This is a genomic window from Enterobacter sp. 120016 (genome assembly GCF_018383635.1).
Lineage (GTDB): Bacteria > Pseudomonadota > Gammaproteobacteria > Enterobacterales > Enterobacteriaceae > Enterobacter > Enterobacter asburiae_D.
In genome coordinates this window covers 11131-26274 of sequence record NZ_JAHAWC010000028.1, presented here as the reverse complement: position 1 = coordinate 26274, position 15144 = coordinate 11131, and the positions used below count along the sequence as shown (strand labels likewise).

The window sequence follows — 15144 nt, the reverse complement described above, 5'->3', positions numbered from 1 at the left end:
GAGATGGTAATGCCAGGCGACAACATCAAGATGGTTGTGACTCTGATCCACCCAATCGCGATGGACGACGGTCTGCGTTTCGCAATCCGTGAAGGCGGCCGTACCGTTGGCGCGGGCGTTGTTGCTAAAGTTCTGGGCTAATTAATTATCCCTGAATAAAAAAAGGACGCTTCGGCGTCCTTTTTTGTTTTCTGCCGTTCAGGCACTGTCACAAAATTTCGCATTTTTTGCCTGCTCCCGCCCCGTATTGTGGCGCTTGTGCTATTGTAATCATAACCATTCTCACTTACACTTTGCGCATAATTTGAACGGGAGTCTCTATGTACGTTTGTTTATGTAATGGTGTAAGCGACAAGAAAATACGTCAGGCCGTTCGCCAGTTTCAGCCTCAGTCATTTCAGCAGCTACGCAAATTTGTTCCGGTGGGAAATCAATGCGGTAAATGCGTACGTGCTGCGCGAGAGATCATGCAGGACGAATTGATGCAGATCCCGGAATACAAAGAGATCGCCTAAGCGCCCATCTTTTTTTTGACATCCCTGTAGCCCGATCTACGCTTCAATGAGTGGAAGCGGAGGGACTATATAATGAAAGGTGATGTTAAAATCATAAGTTATCTCAATAAATTATTGGGAAATGAGCTTGTCGCAATTAACCAGTACTTTCTTCACGCGAGAATGTTCAAAAACTGGGGGCTTAAACGTCTGAACGACGTTGAGTACCATGAATCGATCGATGAAATGAAGCACGCCGATAAATATATCGAGCGTATTTTATTCCTTGAAGGCATTCCAAACCTGCAGGACCTCGGAAAGCTGGGCATCGGAGAAGATGTCGAAGAGATGCTGCGTTCCGACCTCAGGCTGGAGCTTGAAGGCGCCAAAGATCTCCGTGAAGCCATTGCCTACGCAGACAGCGTACATGACTACGTCAGTCGCGATATGATGATCCAGATCCTGGCCGATGAAGAAGGCCACATTGACTGGCTGGAAACGGAGCTGGACTTGATTGCTAAAATCGGCCTGCAGAACTACCTTCAGTCGCAGATTAAAGTGGAAGAGTAACCACCGTCTTCCAACCTACGCATAAACCCGCTGCTGCCAGAAATGGCCCAAAAGGCAGTGGGTTTTTTAATGCCCCTTTATCAGGGGTGAATAACGAAAACACAAGAATGCTGAGTAGCGCCATAAGCGCAGCGAGTAATGCCAGTGCAGGCAACACGCACCAGCCATGCCACGCGCCAAGCGCCGCCAGGTATTTTACATCGCCATATCCCATCCCTTCACGCCGGCAGATAAACCGATATCCCCAGTAGATAACGGCAAAGCCGATATATCCAGCCATCGCACCCGCCACCGCACTCGGCAGAAAATCAGGATGGATACAGAGCTGAAAGAGCAGGCCCGACCATAGCAGCGGGCAGAGAAATTTATCGGGAAGCAGTCCGTAGCGAATATCAGCACGGACAAGAAAGGCCGTCAGCGAAAAATAGACCAGCAAAAAGGGGAGGGTGGTTAGCATGGAGATGGCCTCAAAAGGGTTTGAGCGCATACTCGTCATAAGCGGCCTGGCCGGCAATCGACAAAAACGACAATTGCGGAGGGGCTCGAGACAAAGCATTGAGAAGGGATAGATTGCGTAAAAAGTTACGCGCCCTTACGCATACTGCGCCTCAGGCGCTTAATTTCTAAACGGCACTTGCGTCTTGCCCAGATTTACGTATAATGCGCGGGCTTGTCGTAATTGACGGCGGGTTCAATCTGAACCAGAGTAGCTCACTTTGTTACTCAACAATGCTCCCAATTGGGGAGCTACGTAAGAACGGTTACACTCTCCCATCAATCGTAATGGGTTTGAGGAGTAATCATTTTCGTTTATAAAATAATTGGAGCTCTGGTCTCATGCAGAACCAAAGAATCCGTATCCGCCTTAAAGCGTTTGATCATCGTCTGATCGATCAATCAACCGCGGAAATCGTCGAGACTGCTAAGCGCACTGGTGCGCAAGTCCGTGGTCCGATCCCGCTGCCGACCCGCAAAGAGCGCTTCACCGTTCTGATCTCCCCGCACGTCAACAAAGACGCGCGCGATCAGTACGAAATCCGCACTCACAAGCGTCTGGTTGACATCGTTGAGCCAACTGAGAAAACCGTTGATGCTCTGATGCGTCTGGATCTGGCTGCCGGTGTAGACGTGCAGATCAGCCTGGGTTAATCAGGTCATCGAGCGATTGAGAGGTTGATACAATGATTGGTTTAGTCGGTAAAAAAGTGGGCATGACCCGCATCTTCACTGAAGATGGCGTTTCAATCCCAGTAACCGTAATCGAAGTTGAAGCAAACCGCGTTACCCAGGTTAAAGATCTGGCTAACGATGGCTACCGCGCTGTTCAGGTGACCACTGGTGCTAAAAAAGCTAACCGTGTAACCAAACCAGAAGCGGGTCACTTCGCTAAAGCTGGCGTAGAAGCTGGCCGTGGTCTGTGGGAATTCCGTCTTGCTGAAGGCGAAGAGTTCACCGTAGGTCAGGACATTAGCGTTGAGCTGTTTGCTGACGTTAAAAAAGTTGACGTAACCGGTACCTCTAAAGGTAAAGGTTTTGCTGGTACCGTTAAGCGCTGGAACTTCCGTACCCAGGACGCTACCCACGGTAACTCCTTGTCTCACCGCGTTCCGGGTTCTATCGGTCAGAACCAGACTCCGGGCAAAGTGTTCAAAGGCAAGAAAATGGCAGGTCAGCTGGGTAACGAACGTGTAACCGTTCAGAGCCTGGACGTAGTACGTGTTGACGCTGAGCGCAACCTGCTGCTGGTTAAAGGTGCAGTTCCGGGTGCAACCGGTAGCGACCTGATCGTTAAACCAGCTGTGAAGGCGTAAGGGGATAGCAATGGAATTAGTATTGAAAGACGCGCAGAGCGCGCTGACTGTTTCCGAAACTACCTTCGGTCGTGATTTCAACGAAGCGCTGGTTCACCAGGTTGTAGTTGCTTATGCAGCTGGTGCTCGTCAGGGTACTCGTGCTCAGAAGACTCGTGCTGAAGTAACTGGTTCTGGCAAAAAGCCATGGCGCCAGAAAGGTACCGGCCGTGCGCGTTCAGGTTCTATCAAGAGCCCGATCTGGCGTTCAGGTGGCGTGACCTTCGCTGCGCGTCCACAGGACCACAGTCAAAAAGTTAACAAAAAGATGTACCGCGGCGCGCTGAAAAGCATCCTGTCCGAACTGGTACGTCAGGATCGTCTGATCGTTGTCGAGAAGTTCTCTGTTGAAGCGCCTAAAACTAAGCTGCTGGCACAGAAACTGAAAGACATGGCTCTGGAAGATGTGCTGATCATCACCGGTGAGCTGGACGAGAACCTGTTCCTGGCCGCACGTAACCTGCACAAGGTTGACGTACGCGATGCGACTGGTATCGACCCGGTTAGCCTGATCGCCTTCGACAAAGTCGTAATGACTGCTGATGCTGTTAAGCAAGTTGAGGAGATGCTGGCATGATTCGTGAAGAACGTCTGCTGAAGGTGCTTCGCGCACCGCACGTTTCTGAAAAAGCGTCTACTGCGATGGAAAAAACAAACACCATCGTTCTCAAAGTTGCTAAAGACGCGACCAAAGCAGAGATCAAAGCTGCTGTGCAGAAACTGTTTGAAGTCGAAGTCGAAGTCGTTAACACCCTGGTCGTTAAAGGGAAAGTTAAACGTCACGGACAGCGTATCGGTCGTCGTAGCGACTGGAAAAAAGCTTACGTCACCCTGAAAGAAGGCCAGAATCTGGACTTCGTTGGCGGCGCTGAGTAAGTCGGAGGAGTAATACAATGGCAGTTGTTAAATGTAAACCGACATCTCCGGGTCGTCGCCACGTAGTTAAAGTGGTTAACCCTGAGCTGCACAAGGGCAAACCTTTTGCTCCGTTGCTGGAAAAAAACAGCAAATCCGGTGGTCGTAACAACAATGGCCGTATCACCACTCGTCACATCGGTGGTGGCCACAAGCAGGCTTATCGTATTGTTGACTTCAAACGCAACAAAGACGGTATCCCAGCAGTTGTTGAACGTCTTGAGTACGATCCGAACCGTTCCGCGAACATCGCGCTGGTTCTGTACAAAGACGGCGAACGCCGTTACATCCTGGCCCCTAAAGGCCTGAAAGCTGGCGACCAGATTCAGTCTGGCGTTGATGCTGCAATCAAAGCAGGCAACACCCTGCCGATGCGCAATATCCCGGTTGGTTCTACCGTTCATAACGTAGAAATGAAACCAGGTAAAGGCGGTCAGCTGGCACGTTCCGCTGGTACTTACGTTCAGATCGTTGCTCGTGATGGTGCTTATGTCACCCTGCGTCTGCGTTCTGGTGAAATGCGTAAAGTCGAAGCAGACTGCCGCGCTACCCTGGGCGAAGTTGGCAATGCTGAGCATATGCTGCGCGTTCTGGGTAAAGCAGGTGCTGCACGCTGGCGTGGTGTTCGTCCTACCGTTCGTGGTACTGCGATGAACCCAGTCGACCACCCACATGGTGGTGGTGAAGGTCGTAACTTTGGTAAGCACCCGGTAACTCCGTGGGGCGTTCAGACCAAAGGTAAGAAGACCCGCAGCAACAAGCGTACTGATAAATTTATCGTACGTCGCCGTAGCAAATAATTTTAGAGGATAAGCCATGCCACGTTCTCTCAAGAAAGGTCCTTTTATTGACCTGCACTTGCTGAAGAAGGTAGAGAAAGCGGTGGAAAGCGGAGACAAGAAGCCCCTGCGCACTTGGTCCCGTCGTTCAACGATCTTTCCTAACATGATCGGTTTGACCATCGCTGTCCATAATGGTCGTCAGCACGTTCCAGTCTTTGTTACCGACGAAATGGTTGGTCACAAACTGGGTGAATTCGCACCGACTCGTACTTATCGCGGCCACGCTGCTGATAAAAAAGCGAAGAAGAAATAAGGTAGGAGGAAGAGATGGAAACTTTAGCTCAACATCGCCATGCTCGTTCTTCTGCTCAGAAGGTTCGCCTTGTTGCTGACCTGATTCGCGGTAAGAAAGTGTCGCAGGCCCTGGACATCCTGACCTATACCAACAAGAAAGCTGCGGTATTGGTCAAGAAAGTACTGGAATCTGCCATTGCTAACGCTGAACACAACGATGGCGCTGACATCGACGATCTGAAAGTCGCGAAAATTTTCGTAGATGAAGGCCCAAGCATGAAGCGCATTATGCCGCGTGCGAAAGGTCGTGCAGATCGCATCCTGAAGCGCACCAGCCACATTACTGTGGTTGTGTCCGATCGCTGAGACTCTGGAGACTAGCAATGGGTCAGAAAGTACATCCTAATGGTATTCGCCTGGGTATTGTAAAACCATGGAACTCTACCTGGTTTGCGAACACCAAAGAATTCGCTGACAACCTGGACAGCGATTTTAAAGTACGTCAGTACCTGACTAAGGAACTGGCTAAAGCGTCTGTATCTCGTATCGTTATCGAGCGTCCAGCGAAGAGCATCCGTGTGACTATTCACACTGCTCGCCCTGGCATCGTTATCGGTAAGAAAGGCGAAGACGTAGAAAAACTGCGCAAGGTCGTAGCGGATATCGCTGGCGTTCCTGCACAGATCAATATCGCTGAAGTTCGTAAGCCTGAACTGGACGCTAAATTGGTTGCTGACAGCATCACTTCACAGCTGGAACGTCGTGTTATGTTCCGTCGTGCTATGAAGCGTGCTGTACAGAACGCAATGCGTCTGGGCGCTAAAGGTATTAAAGTTGAAGTTAGCGGCCGTCTGGGCGGCGCGGAAATCGCACGTACCGAATGGTACCGTGAAGGTCGCGTACCGCTGCACACTCTGCGTGCTGACATCGACTACAACACCTCTGAAGCGCACACCACTTACGGTGTAATCGGCGTTAAGGTATGGATCTTCAAAGGTGAGATCCTGGGTGGTATGGCTGCTGTTGAACAACCGGAAAAACCGGCTGCTCAACCTAAAAAGCAGCAGCGTAAAGGCCGTAAATAAGGAGCGTCGCTGATGTTACAACCAAAGCGTACAAAATTCCGTAAAGTGCACAAAGGCCGCAACCGTGGTCTGGCGCAGGGTACGGATGTTAGCTTCGGCACTTTCGGTCTGAAAGCTGTTGGCCGTGGTCGTCTGACTGCACGTCAGATCGAAGCAGCACGTCGTGCAATGACCCGTGCAGTTAAGCGTCAAGGTAAGATCTGGATCCGTGTATTCCCGGACAAACCGATCACCGAGAAGCCGCTGGAAGTTCGTATGGGTAAAGGTAAAGGTAACGTGGAGTACTGGGTTGCCTTGATCCAACCGGGCAAAGTCCTTTATGAAATGGACGGTGTTCCGGAAGAGCTGGCCCGTGAAGCCTTCGGCCTGGCAGCAGCGAAACTGCCTATCAAAACCACCTTTGTAACTAAGACGGTGATGTAATGAAAGCAAAAGAGCTGCGTGAAAAAAGCGTTGAAGAGCTGAACGCTGAGCTGCTGAACCTGCTGCGTGAGCAGTTCAACCTGCGTATGCAGGCTGCAAGTGGCCAGCTGCAACAGACTCACCTGCTGAAGCAAGTGCGTCGCAATGTTGCACGCGTTAAGACTTTACTGACTCAGAAGGCGGGTGCGTAATGACCGATAAAATCCGTACTCTGCAAGGTCGTGTTGTTAGCGACAAAATGGAGAAATCCATTGTTGTAGCTATCGAACGTATTGTGAAACACCCGATCTACGGTAAATTCATCAAGCGTACGACCAAACTGCACGTACATGACGAGAACAACGAATGTGGTATCGGCGACAAGGTTGAAATCCGTGAATGCCGTCCACTGTCCAAGACTAAGTCCTGGACGCTGGTTCGCGTTGTAGAGAAAGCGGTTCTGTAATACAGTACGCCTTCTCAATACGAATAAACGGCTCAGCGATGAGCCGTTTATTTTTTCTACCCATATTGCAGAAGCGGTGTTATAATGCCGCGCCCTCGATATGGGGCTTTTTAACGGCTCTGATTTTAGAGTCTCAGGTAGTAGTTGACATTAGCGGAGCACTAAAATGATCCAAGAACAGACTATGCTGAACGTCGCCGACAACTCCGGTGCACGTCGCGTAATGTGTATCAAGGTTCTGGGTGGCTCGCACCGTCGCTACGCAGGCGTAGGCGACATCATCAAGATCACCATCAAAGAAGCAATTCCACGTGGTAAGGTCAAAAAAGGTGATGTGCTGAAGGCGGTAGTGGTGCGCACCAAGAAGGGTGTTCGTCGCCCTGACGGTTCTGTCATTCGCTTCGATGGTAATGCATGCGTTATTTTAAACAATAACAGCGAGCAGCCTATCGGCACGCGTATCTTTGGGCCGGTAACTCGTGAACTTCGTACTGAGAAGTTCATGAAAATTATCTCTCTGGCACCAGAAGTACTCTAAGGAGCGAATCATGGCAGCGAAAATCCGTCGTGATGACGAAGTTATCGTGTTAACCGGTAAAGATAAAGGTAAACGCGGTAAAGTAAAAAATGTTCTGTCTTCCGGCAAACTTGTCGTTGAAGGTATCAACCTGGTTAAGAAACATCAGAAGCCGGTTCCGGCCCTGAACCAACCAGGTGGCATCGTTGAAAAAGAAGCTGCTATTCAGGTTTCTAACGTTGCAATCTTCAATGCGGCTACCGGCAAGGCTGACCGTGTAGGCTTTAGATTCGAAGACGGCAAAAAAGTCCGTTTCTTCAAGTCTAACAGCGAAACTATCAAGTAATTTGGAGTAGTACGATGGCGAAACTGCATGATTACTACAAAGACGAAGTAGTTAACAAACTCATGACTGAGTTTAACTACAATTCTGTCATGCAAGTCCCTCGGGTCGAGAAGATCACCCTGAACATGGGTGTTGGTGAAGCGATCGCTGACAAGAAACTGCTGGATAACGCAGCAGCTGACCTGACAGCAATCTCCGGTCAAAAACCGCTGATCACCAAAGCACGCAAATCTGTTGCAGGCTTCAAAATCCGTCAGGGCTATCCGATCGGCTGTAAAGTAACTCTGCGTGGCGAACGCATGTGGGAGTTCTTTGAGCGCCTGATCACTATTGCTGTTCCACGTATCCGTGACTTCCGTGGCTTGTCCGCTAAGTCTTTCGACGGTCGTGGTAACTACAGCATGGGTGTCCGTGAGCAGATCATCTTCCCAGAAATCGACTACGATAAAGTCGACCGCGTGCGTGGTTTGGATATTACCATTACCACTACTGCGAAATCTGACGAAGAAGGCCGTGCTCTGCTGGCTGCCTTTGACTTCCCGTTCCGCAAGTAAGGTAGGGTTACTGAATGGCTAAGCAATCAATGAAAGCACGCGAAGTAAAGCGCGTAGCTTTAGCTGATAAATTCTTCGCTAAACGCGCTGAACTGAAAGCGATCATTTCTGATGTGAACGCTTCCGACGAAGATCGTTGGAATGCGGTTCTCAAGCTGCAGTCTCTGCCGCGTGATTCCAGCCCGTCTCGTCAGCGTAACCGCTGTCGTCAAACAGGTCGTCCACATGGTTATGTGGGCAAGTTTGGGTTGAGCCGTATCAAACTGCGTGAAGCCGCTATGCGCGGTGAAGTGCCAGGCTTGAAAAAGGCTAGCTGGTAATTACCAATTGAATCACGGGAGTAAAGACAGATGAGCATGCAAGATCCGATCGCGGATATGCTGACCCGTATCCGTAACGGTCAGGCCGCGAACAAAGTTGCGGTCACCATGCCTTCCGCCAAGCTGAAAGTGGCAATTGCCAACGTGCTGAAGGAAGAAGGTTTTATCGAAGATTTTAAAGTTGAAGGCGACACCAAGCCGGAACTGGAACTTACTCTCAAGTATTTCCAGGGTAAAGCTGTTGTAGAAAGCATTCAGCGTGTCAGCCGCCCAGGTCTGCGCATCTATAAGAAAAAAGATGAGCTGCCGAAAGTTATGGCTGGTCTTGGTATCGCAGTTGTTTCTACCTCTAAAGGTGTTATGACTGATCGTGCAGCGCGCCAGGCTGGTCTTGGTGGCGAAATTATCTGCTACGTAGCCTAATCGGAGGAAAGAATGTCTCGTGTTGCTAAAGCACCGGTCGTTATTCCTGCCGGCGTTGATGTAAAAATCGACGGTCAGGTTATTACGATCAAAGGTAAAAACGGCGAGCTGACTCGTACCCTCAACAAAGCTGTTGAAGTTAAACATGCAGATAACGCTCTGACCTTCGGTCCACGTGATGGTTTCGTGGATGGATGGGCTCAGGCTGGTACCGCGCGTGCCCTGCTGAACTCAATGGTTGTTGGTGTTACCGAAGGCTTCACTAAAAAGCTTCAGCTGGTTGGTGTAGGTTATCGTGCAGCTATCAAAGGGAATGCAGTAGGCCTGTCTCTGGGCTTCTCACACCCTGTTGAGCATCCGCTGCCGGCCGGTATCACTGCAGAATGTCCGACTCAAACTGAAATCGTGCTGAAAGGCGCTGATAAACAGCTGATCGGTCAGGTTGCAGCAGATCTGCGCGCCTACCGTCGTCCTGAGCCTTATAAAGGCAAGGGTGTTCGTTACGCCGACGAAGTCGTGCGTACCAAAGAGGCTAAGAAGAAGTAAGGTAACACTATGGATAAGAAATCTGCTCGTATCCGTCGTGCGACCCGCGCACGCCGCAAGCTCAAAGAGCTGGGTGCAACTCGCCTGGTGGTACATCGTACCCCGCGTCATATTTACGCACAGGTAATTGCACCGAACGGTTCTGAAGTTCTGGTAGCTGCTTCTACTGTAGAAAAAGCTATCTCAGAACAATTGAAGTACACCGGTAACAAAGACGCCGCTGCAGCTGTAGGTAAAGCTGTTGCAGAACGCGCTCTGGAAAAAGGCATCAGCAATGTTTCCTTTGACCGTTCCGGGTTCCAATATCATGGTCGTGTCCAGGCACTGGCAGATGCTGCCCGTGAAGCTGGCCTTCAGTTCTAAGGTAGAGGTGTAAGATGGCTCACATCGAAAAACAGGCTGGCGAACTGCAGGAAAAGCTGATCGCGGTAAACCGCGTATCTAAAACCGTTAAAGGTGGTCGTATTTTCTCCTTCACAGCTCTGACTGTAGTAGGCGATGGTAACGGTCGCGTTGGTTTTGGTTACGGTAAAGCGCGTGAAGTTCCAGCAGCGATCCAGAAAGCGATGGAAAAAGCCCGTCGCAATATGATTAACGTCGCGCTGAACAACGGCACCCTGCAGCACCCAGTTAAAGGTGTTCACACGGGTTCTCGTGTATTCATGCAGCCAGCTTCAGAAGGTACCGGTATCATCGCCGGTGGTGCAATGCGCGCCGTTCTGGAAGTTGCTGGGGTTCATAACGTTCTGGCCAAAGCATATGGTTCCACCAACCCGATCAACGTGGTTCGTGCAACTATTGATGGCCTGGAAAATATGAATTCTCCAGAAATGGTCGCTGCCAAGCGTGGTAAATCCGTTGAAGAAATTCTGGGGTAATTGACCATGGCAAAGACTATTAAAATCACTCAAACCCGCAGTGCAATCGGTCGTCTGCCGAAACACAAGGCAACGCTGCTTGGCCTGGGTCTGCGTCGTATTGGTCATACCGTTGAGCGCGAGGATACTCCTGCTGTTCGTGGTATGGTCAACGCGGTTTACTTCATGGTTAAAGTTGAGGAGTAAGAGATGCGTTTAAATACTCTGTCTCCGGCCGAAGGCTCTAAAAAGGCGGGTAAACGCCTGGGTCGTGGTATCGGTTCTGGCCTCGGCAAAACCGGTGGTCGTGGTCACAAAGGTCAGAACTCTCGTTCTGGCGGTGGCGTACGTCGCGGTTTCGAGGGTGGCCAGATGCCACTGTACCGTCGTCTGCCGAAGTTCGGCTTCACCTCTCGCAAAGCAGCGATCACAGCGGAAATCCGTCTGTCTGACCTGGCGAAAGTTGAAGGCGGCGTTGTAGACCTGAACACGCTGAAAGCAGCAAACATTATCGGTATCCAGATCGAGTTCGCGAAAGTGATCCTGGCTGGTGAAGTTTCTACTCCGGTAACTGTTCGTGGCCTGCGTGTTACTAAAGGTGCTCGTGCTGCTATCGAAGCTGCTGGCGGTAAAATTGAGGAATAAGTAGCAGATGGCTAAGCAACCGGGATTAGATTTTCAAAGTGCCAAAGGTGGATTTGGCGAGCTGAAACGCAGACTGCTGTTTGTTATCGGCGCGCTGATTGTGTTCCGTATTGGCTCTTTTATTCCGATCCCTGGTATCGATGCCGCTGTACTTGCCAAACTGCTTGAGCAACAGCGAGGCACCATCATTGAAATGTTCAACATGTTCTCTGGTGGTGCTCTCAGCCGTGCTTCTATCTTCGCATTGGGTATTATGCCGTACATTTCGGCATCTATTATTATCCAGCTGCTGACGGTCGTTCATCCGGCCCTGGCAGAGTTGAAGAAAGAAGGGGAGTCTGGACGTCGTAAGATTAGTCAGTACACCCGTTACGGTACTCTGGTGCTGGCAATATTCCAGTCGATCGGTATTGCTACCGGTCTGCCGAATATGCCTGGTATGCAGGGCCTGGTGTTAAACCCGGGCTTTGCATTCTACTTCACCGCTGTTGTAAGTCTGGTCACAGGGACTATGTTCCTGATGTGGCTCGGCGAACAGATTACTGAGCGTGGTATCGGTAACGGTATCTCAATCATTATCTTCGCCGGTATTGTTGCGGGCCTCCCGCCAGCCATCGCCCATACTATCGAGCAAGCGCGTCAAGGCGACCTGCACTTCCTCCTGTTGCTGTTGGTTGCAGTATTAGTATTTGCAGTGACGTTCTTTGTTGTCTTCGTTGAACGTGGTCAACGCCGCATTGTGGTGAACTACGCTAAACGTCAGCAGGGTCGTCGTGTCTATGCTGCACAGAGCACACATTTACCGCTGAAAGTGAACATGGCGGGGGTTATCCCGGCTATCTTTGCTTCCAGTATTATTCTGTTCCCGGCAACCATCGCGTCATGGTTCGGGGGCGGTACTGGTTGGAACTGGCTGACAACAATTTCGCTGTATTTGCAGCCTGGGCAACCACTTTATGTGTTACTCTATGCGTCTGCGATCATCTTCTTCTGTTTCTTCTACACGGCGTTGGTCTTCAACCCGCGTGAAACAGCAGATAACCTGAAGAAGTCCGGTGCATTTGTACCAGGAATTCGTCCGGGAGAGCAAACGGCGAAGTATATCGATAAAGTAATGACTCGCCTGACTTTGGTTGGTGCGCTTTATATTACTTTTATCTGCCTGATCCCGGAGTTCATGCGTGATGCAATGAAAGTACCGTTCTACTTCGGTGGGACCTCACTGCTTATCGTTGTTGTCGTGATTATGGACTTTATGGCTCAAGTGCAAACTCTGATGATGTCCAGTCAGTATGAGTCTGCATTGAAGAAGGCGAACCTGAAAGGCTACGGCCGCTAAATGGTCGCCTGAGAAGTTACGGAGAGTAAAAATGAAAGTTCGTGCTTCCGTCAAGAAATTATGCCGTAACTGCAAAATCGTTAAGCGTGATGGTGTCATCCGTGTGATTTGCAGTGCCGAGCCGAAGCATAAACAGCGCCAAGGCTGATTATTTCGCATATTTTTCTTGCAAAGTTGGGTTGAGCTGGCTAGATTAGCCAGCCAATCTTTTGTATGTCTGTACGTTTCCATTTGAGTATCCTGAAAACGGGCTTTTCAGCATGGTGCGTACATATTAAATAGTAGGAGTGCATAGTGGCCCGTATAGCAGGCATTAACATTCCTGATCAGAAACATGCTGTGATCGCATTAACTTCGATCTACGGCGTCGGCAAGACCCGTTCTAAAGCCATTCTGGCTGCAGCGGGTATCGCTGAAGATGTTAAGATCAGTGAGCTGTCTGAAGAACAAATCGACACGCTGCGTGACGAAGTTGCCAAATTTGTCGTTGAAGGTGATCTGCGCCGTGAAATCAGCATGAGCATCAAGCGCCTGATGGATCTTGGTTGCTATCGCGGTTTGCGTCATCGTCGTGGTCTGCCAGTGCGCGGTCAGCGTACTAAGACCAACGCACGTACCCGTAAGGGTCCGCGCAAACCGATCAAGAAATAATCGGGGTGATTGAATAATGGCAAAGGCACCAGTTCGTGCACGTAAACGTGTAAGAAAACAAGTCTCTGACGGCGTGGCTCATATCCATGCTTCTTTCAACAACACCATCGTTACTATTACTGATCGTCAGGGTAACGCATTGGGTTGGGCAACAGCCGGTGGTTCCGGTTTCCGTGGTTCTCGCAAATCCACTCCGTTCGCAGCTCAGGTTGCAGCAGAGCGTTGCGCAGAAGCCGTAAAAGAATACGGCATCAAGAATCTGGAAGTTATGGTTAAAGGTCCGGGTCCGGGTCGTGAATCTACTGTTCGCGCTCTGAACGCCGCTGGTTTCCGCATCACGAATATTACTGATGTGACTCCGATCCCTCATAACGGTTGTCGTCCGCCGAAAAAACGTCGCGTATAACGCTCCGTTTTTTAGGTTAGTTGGAGATAGAAAATGGCAAGATATTTGGGTCCTAAGCTCAAGCTGAGCCGTCGTGAGGGCACCGACTTATTCCTTAAGTCTGGCGTTCGCGCGATCGATACCAAGTGTAAAATTGAACAAGCTCCTGGCCAGCACGGTGCGCGTAAACCGCGTCTGTCTGACTATGGTGTGCAGTTGCGTGAAAAGCAAAAAGTTCGCCGTATGTACGGTGTGCTGGAGCGTCAGTTCCGTAACTACTATAAAGAAGCAGCACGTCTGAAAGGCAACACAGGTGAAAACCTGCTGGCTCTGCTGGAAGGTCGTCTGGACAACGTTGTATACCGTATGGGCTTCGGCGCTACTCGTGCTGAATCACGTCAGCTGGTTAGCCACAAAGCAATCATGGTAAACGGTCGTGTTGTTAACATCGCTTCTTATCAGGTTAAAGCGAATGACGTTGTTAGCATTCGTGAGAAAGCGAAAAAGCAATCTCGCGTGAAGGCCGCTCTGGAGCTGGCTGAGCAGCGTGAAAAGCCAACCTGGCTGGAAGTTGATGCTGGCAAGATGGAAGGTACGTTCAAGCGTCAGCCAGAACGTTCTGATCTGTCTGCGGACATTAACGAACACCTGATCGTCGAGCTTTACTCCAAGTAAAGCTTAGTACCAAAGAGAGGACACAATGCAGGGTTCTGTGACAGAGTTTCTAAAACCGCGCCTGGTAGATATCGAGCAAGTGAGTTCGACGCACGCCAAGGTGACCCTTGAGCCTTTAGAGCGTGGCTTTGGCCATACTCTGGGTAACGCACTGCGCCGTATTCTGCTCTCATCGATGCCGGGTTGCGCGGTGACCGAGGTTGAGATTGATGGTGTACTTCATGAGTACAGCACCAAAGAAGGCGTTCAGGAAGATATCCTTGAAATCCTGCTCAACCTGAAAGGGCTGGCGGTGAGAGTTCAGGGTAAAGATGAAGTTATTCTTACTCTGAATAAATCTGGCATTGGCCCTGTGACTGCAGCCGACATCACCCACGACGGTGATGTTGAAATCGTCAAGCCGCAGCACGTGATCTGCCACCTGACCGATGAGAACGCAGCTATTAGCATGCGTATCAAAGTTCAGCGCGGTCGTGGTTATGTGCCGGCTTCTGCCCGAATTCATTCGGAAGAAGATGAGCGCCCAATCGGCCGTCTGCTGGTCGACGCATGCTATAGCCCTGTAGAGCGTATTGCCTACAATGTTGAAGCAGCGCGTGTAGAACAGCGTACCGACCTGGACAAGCTGGTCATCGAAATGGAAACCAACGGCACAATCGATCCTGAAGAGGCGATTCGTCGTGCGGCAACCATCCTGGCAGAACAACTGGAAGCTTTCGTTGACTTACGTGATGTACGTCAGCCGGAAGTGAAAGAAGAGAAACCAGAATTCGATCCGATCCTGCTGCGCCCTGTTGACGATCTCGAATTGACTGTCCGCTCTGCTAACTGCCTCAAGGCAGAAGCTATCCACTATATCGGTGATCTGGTACAGCGTACCGAGGTTGAGTTGCTGAAAACGCCGAACCTGGGTAAAAAATCTCTTACTGAGATTAAAGACGTGCTGGCTTCACGTGGTCTGTCTCTGGGCATGCGCCTGGAAAACTGGCCACCGGCAAGCATTGCTGACGAGTAACCGGATCACAGGT

The 15144-nt window shown here is 50.4% G+C and carries 31 protein-coding genes; 30 read left to right on the top strand and 1 reads right to left on the bottom strand.

The features are described 5' to 3' along the window. From KIF87_RS22570 to bfr, 3 genes are all read left to right on the top strand, one after another. A partial coding sequence (locus tag KIF87_RS22570; protein ID WP_000353058.1) for an EF-Tu C-terminal domain-related protein occupies positions 1 to 141 on the top strand: 141 nt, incomplete at its 5' end. A gap of 179 nt (positions 142 to 320) precedes the next feature. Beyond that, positions 321 to 515: a bacterioferritin-associated ferredoxin gene (gene bfd, locus KIF87_RS22565; protein WP_008503493.1), complete on the top strand. Its 195-nt coding sequence runs from the start codon at positions 321 to 323 to the stop codon at positions 513 to 515. A gap of 72 nt (positions 516 to 587) precedes the next feature. Beyond that, on the top strand, positions 588 to 1064 hold the full coding sequence (gene bfr, locus KIF87_RS22560) for a bacterioferritin (protein ID WP_008503492.1): 477 nt from the start codon (positions 588 to 590) through the stop codon (positions 1062 to 1064). Here bfr and KIF87_RS22555 read toward each other — a convergent pair. Next, positions 1048 to 1521 (bottom strand): prepilin peptidase, encoded by a 474-nt coding sequence (locus tag KIF87_RS22555; protein ID WP_213330778.1) that lies wholly within the window; start codon positions 1519 to 1521, stop codon positions 1048 to 1050. The genes bfr and KIF87_RS22555 overlap by 17 nt on opposite strands. Positions 1522 to 1901: 380 nt before the next feature. Here KIF87_RS22555 and rpsJ point away from each other — a divergent pair, with 380 nt between their 5' ends. The 27 genes from rpsJ (at position 1902) to KIF87_RS22420 (ending at position 15131) form a co-directional block, all read left to right on the top strand. Further along, positions 1902 to 2213 carry a 30S ribosomal protein S10 gene (rpsJ, locus tag KIF87_RS22550; RefSeq protein WP_001181005.1) on the top strand — a complete coding sequence of 104 codons (312 nt, stop codon included), beginning with the start codon at positions 1902 to 1904 and terminating at the stop codon, positions 2211 to 2213. A gap of 32 nt (positions 2214 to 2245) precedes the next feature. Continuing rightward, on the top strand, positions 2246 to 2875 hold the full coding sequence (gene rplC, locus KIF87_RS22545) for a 50S ribosomal protein L3 (protein ID WP_006178923.1): 630 nt from the start codon (positions 2246 to 2248) through the stop codon (positions 2873 to 2875). 10 nt (positions 2876 to 2885) lie between these two features. Next, on the top strand, positions 2886 to 3491 hold the full coding sequence (gene rplD, locus KIF87_RS22540) for a 50S ribosomal protein L4 (RefSeq protein ID WP_000424395.1): 606 nt from the start codon (positions 2886 to 2888) through the stop codon (positions 3489 to 3491). Then, a complete protein-coding gene (gene rplW / locus KIF87_RS22535) occupies positions 3488 to 3790 on the top strand; it encodes a 50S ribosomal protein L23 (protein WP_000617546.1) in 303 nt (100 codons plus the stop codon). The genes rplD and rplW overlap by 4 nt, the downstream gene beginning before the upstream one ends. Before the next feature lie 17 nt (positions 3791 to 3807). Beyond that, a complete protein-coding gene (gene rplB / locus KIF87_RS22530) occupies positions 3808 to 4629 on the top strand; it encodes a 50S ribosomal protein L2 (RefSeq protein ID WP_000301859.1) in 822 nt (273 codons plus the stop codon). Positions 4630 to 4645: 16 nt separating this feature from the next. Next, complete coding sequence (gene rpsS / locus KIF87_RS22525) at positions 4646 to 4924, top strand: 30S ribosomal protein S19 (RefSeq protein WP_001138117.1); 279 nt, start codon at positions 4646 to 4648, stop codon at positions 4922 to 4924. A 14-nt stretch (positions 4925 to 4938) separates the two neighbouring features. Then, the gene (rplV, locus tag KIF87_RS22520; protein WP_002919773.1) at positions 4939 to 5271 is read left to right on the top strand and encodes a 50S ribosomal protein L22; all 333 of its coding nucleotides are present in this window, start codon (positions 4939 to 4941) and stop codon (positions 5269 to 5271) included. Between the two features lie 17 nt (positions 5272 to 5288). Then, positions 5289 to 5990 (top strand): 30S ribosomal protein S3, encoded by a 702-nt coding sequence (gene rpsC, locus KIF87_RS22515; protein ID WP_000529945.1) that lies wholly within the window; start codon positions 5289 to 5291, stop codon positions 5988 to 5990. Positions 5991 to 6002: 12 nt separating this feature from the next. Beyond that, the gene (gene rplP, locus KIF87_RS22510) at positions 6003 to 6413 is read left to right on the top strand and encodes a 50S ribosomal protein L16 (RefSeq protein WP_002919759.1); all 411 of its coding nucleotides are present in this window, start codon (positions 6003 to 6005) and stop codon (positions 6411 to 6413) included. Beyond that, positions 6413 to 6604, top strand: coding sequence for a 50S ribosomal protein L29 (gene rpmC / locus KIF87_RS22505; RefSeq protein ID WP_003863282.1), 192 nt, complete (start codon positions 6413 to 6415; stop codon positions 6602 to 6604). Before rplP ends, rpmC begins: the two co-directional genes overlap by 1 nt. After that, positions 6604 to 6858 carry a 30S ribosomal protein S17 gene (gene rpsQ / locus KIF87_RS22500; RefSeq protein ID WP_008503489.1) on the top strand — a complete coding sequence of 85 codons (255 nt, stop codon included), beginning with the start codon at positions 6604 to 6606 and terminating at the stop codon, positions 6856 to 6858. Before rpmC ends, rpsQ begins: the two co-directional genes overlap by 1 nt. Positions 6859 to 7024: 166 nt before the next feature. Further along, on the top strand, positions 7025 to 7396 hold the full coding sequence (gene rplN, locus KIF87_RS22495) for a 50S ribosomal protein L14 (RefSeq protein ID WP_002919748.1): 372 nt from the start codon (positions 7025 to 7027) through the stop codon (positions 7394 to 7396). A gap of 10 nt (positions 7397 to 7406) precedes the next feature. Further along, entirely contained in the window at positions 7407 to 7721 is a 315-nt protein-coding gene (gene rplX, locus KIF87_RS22490) for a 50S ribosomal protein L24 (protein WP_003863287.1), read from the top strand. 14 nt (positions 7722 to 7735) lie between these two features. Then, positions 7736 to 8275 carry a 50S ribosomal protein L5 gene (rplE, locus tag KIF87_RS22485; RefSeq protein WP_001096206.1) on the top strand — a complete coding sequence of 180 codons (540 nt, stop codon included), beginning with the start codon at positions 7736 to 7738 and terminating at the stop codon, positions 8273 to 8275. Between the two features lie 14 nt (positions 8276 to 8289). After that, positions 8290 to 8595 (top strand): 30S ribosomal protein S14, encoded by a 306-nt coding sequence (gene rpsN / locus KIF87_RS22480; RefSeq protein ID WP_003863291.1) that lies wholly within the window; start codon positions 8290 to 8292, stop codon positions 8593 to 8595. A gap of 30 nt (positions 8596 to 8625) precedes the next feature. After that, positions 8626 to 9018, top strand: a complete 393-nt coding sequence (gene rpsH, locus KIF87_RS22475) for a 30S ribosomal protein S8 (RefSeq protein ID WP_006178918.1) — start codon at positions 8626 to 8628, stop codon at positions 9016 to 9018. A 12-nt stretch (positions 9019 to 9030) separates the two neighbouring features. Then, positions 9031 to 9564 carry a 50S ribosomal protein L6 gene (gene rplF / locus KIF87_RS22470; protein WP_003863296.1) on the top strand — a complete coding sequence of 178 codons (534 nt, stop codon included), beginning with the start codon at positions 9031 to 9033 and terminating at the stop codon, positions 9562 to 9564. 9 nt (positions 9565 to 9573) lie between these two features. Then, on the top strand, positions 9574 to 9927 hold the full coding sequence (gene rplR, locus KIF87_RS22465) for a 50S ribosomal protein L18 (protein WP_003863297.1): 354 nt from the start codon (positions 9574 to 9576) through the stop codon (positions 9925 to 9927). Between the two features lie 14 nt (positions 9928 to 9941). Next, positions 9942 to 10442: a 30S ribosomal protein S5 gene (gene rpsE / locus KIF87_RS22460; RefSeq protein WP_003863299.1), complete on the top strand. Its 501-nt coding sequence runs from the start codon at positions 9942 to 9944 to the stop codon at positions 10440 to 10442. Positions 10443 to 10448: 6 nt separating this feature from the next. Continuing rightward, on the top strand, positions 10449 to 10628 hold the full coding sequence (gene rpmD / locus KIF87_RS22455; RefSeq protein ID WP_003863301.1) for a 50S ribosomal protein L30: 180 nt from the start codon (positions 10449 to 10451) through the stop codon (positions 10626 to 10628). A 3-nt stretch (positions 10629 to 10631) separates the two neighbouring features. Further along, positions 10632 to 11066, top strand: a complete 435-nt coding sequence (gene rplO, locus KIF87_RS22450) for a 50S ribosomal protein L15 (protein ID WP_003863304.1) — start codon at positions 10632 to 10634, stop codon at positions 11064 to 11066. A gap of 7 nt (positions 11067 to 11073) precedes the next feature. Next, on the top strand, positions 11074 to 12405 hold the full coding sequence (secY, locus tag KIF87_RS22445; RefSeq protein WP_003863305.1) for a preprotein translocase subunit SecY: 1332 nt from the start codon (positions 11074 to 11076) through the stop codon (positions 12403 to 12405). 31 nt (positions 12406 to 12436) lie between these two features. Next, on the top strand, positions 12437 to 12553 hold the full coding sequence (gene rpmJ / locus KIF87_RS22440) for a 50S ribosomal protein L36 (protein ID WP_000868187.1): 117 nt from the start codon (positions 12437 to 12439) through the stop codon (positions 12551 to 12553). 146 nt (positions 12554 to 12699) lie between these two features. Beyond that, a complete protein-coding gene (gene rpsM / locus KIF87_RS22435; RefSeq protein ID WP_003863308.1) occupies positions 12700 to 13056 on the top strand; it encodes a 30S ribosomal protein S13 in 357 nt (118 codons plus the stop codon). Positions 13057 to 13072: 16 nt separating this feature from the next. Beyond that, positions 13073 to 13462, top strand: a complete 390-nt coding sequence (gene rpsK, locus KIF87_RS22430) for a 30S ribosomal protein S11 (RefSeq protein ID WP_003863312.1) — start codon at positions 13073 to 13075, stop codon at positions 13460 to 13462. A gap of 33 nt (positions 13463 to 13495) precedes the next feature. Next, positions 13496 to 14116: a 30S ribosomal protein S4 gene (gene rpsD / locus KIF87_RS22425; RefSeq protein ID WP_004868345.1), complete on the top strand. Its 621-nt coding sequence runs from the start codon at positions 13496 to 13498 to the stop codon at positions 14114 to 14116. A 25-nt stretch (positions 14117 to 14141) separates the two neighbouring features. Continuing rightward, on the top strand, positions 14142 to 15131 hold the full coding sequence (locus KIF87_RS22420; protein ID WP_002919219.1) for a DNA-directed RNA polymerase subunit alpha: 990 nt from the start codon (positions 14142 to 14144) through the stop codon (positions 15129 to 15131). The last annotated feature ends 13 nt before the right edge of the window (positions 15132 to 15144 follow it).